Source organism: Bradyrhizobium sp. PRIMUS42 (assembly GCF_023006515.1).
Classification (GTDB): Bacteria; Pseudomonadota; Alphaproteobacteria; order Rhizobiales; family Xanthobacteraceae; genus Bradyrhizobium.
The window spans coordinates 1-775 of record NZ_JALBGZ010001361.1 but is presented as its reverse complement, the minus strand read 5'-3'; the positions used below and the strand labels follow the sequence as shown (position 1 = coordinate 775).

The 775-nt window shown below is 67.5% G+C and carries 1 pseudogene; it reads left to right on the top strand.

Annotated elements, in window-relative coordinates:
• Window positions 1-775 (top strand): annotated as a pseudogene (locus MOV75_RS40350) (M23 family peptidase); the annotation flags it as partial.

The window sequence follows — 775 nt, the reverse complement described above, 5'->3', positions numbered from 1 at the left end:
TGTCGCGCTACCAGGCGGATTTCAATCCCGTCGACCTGTTCGATGCCGGCCCCGCCGGCTACAGCGCGACCTTCTCGCTCGAGCCCGGCGCTGGTGACGGCATGCCGGGCCGGGTGTTCACGAGGCCGGTCGAGGTGCAGATCACGGGATCGGCGCTGGTCTACGACATCGCCGATCCCGCCGGCGGCAAGGGCGAGCCTGTCAAGCCGCTCGCGACGACCTATCCGGATCTGCGCAGGTTCATCCGGGAAGGCTATGTACGCTACGCATTCAGCCGTTTCGGCGCCGCCTACGTCGTGTCGATCCAGTGCCTCGACAGCGTCGCCAAGCCGCGGCGGCTCGCCTGCAAGGAAGCCTATCCCGTTGCCGAGCGCTTCCTGAAGGCCCTGCGTGTCGCCGGCGGCCAGCGCATGCGGCCATTGACGGACATTGCCTCCAACATCCTCGATCGTCCGGCGGAGCGTTCACCGGACTTCAGCTATCGGCCGAGCGGCGACATCATCCCGAACACCGGCTACCGCAAGCAGGGCGGCCATCCTGACGTGATGGCCTATGCGCAGATCCGATTCCCGCTCGAGAAGGCGCCTGCGTTCGTGCGCTCGCAGTCCTACGGCAAGCGCGACAGGAGCGAAGGTCCAACCGCCTATCCCTGGCGCGACAATTTCTGCGAGTCGCGCAGTTTCGAGGTGTGGCAATGCGGCGGAGGCTACGGACATCAGGGCGAGGACATCCGCGCCGCCGACTGCCCCGCGCCCGGCGAAGGCCGCGAGCCCTG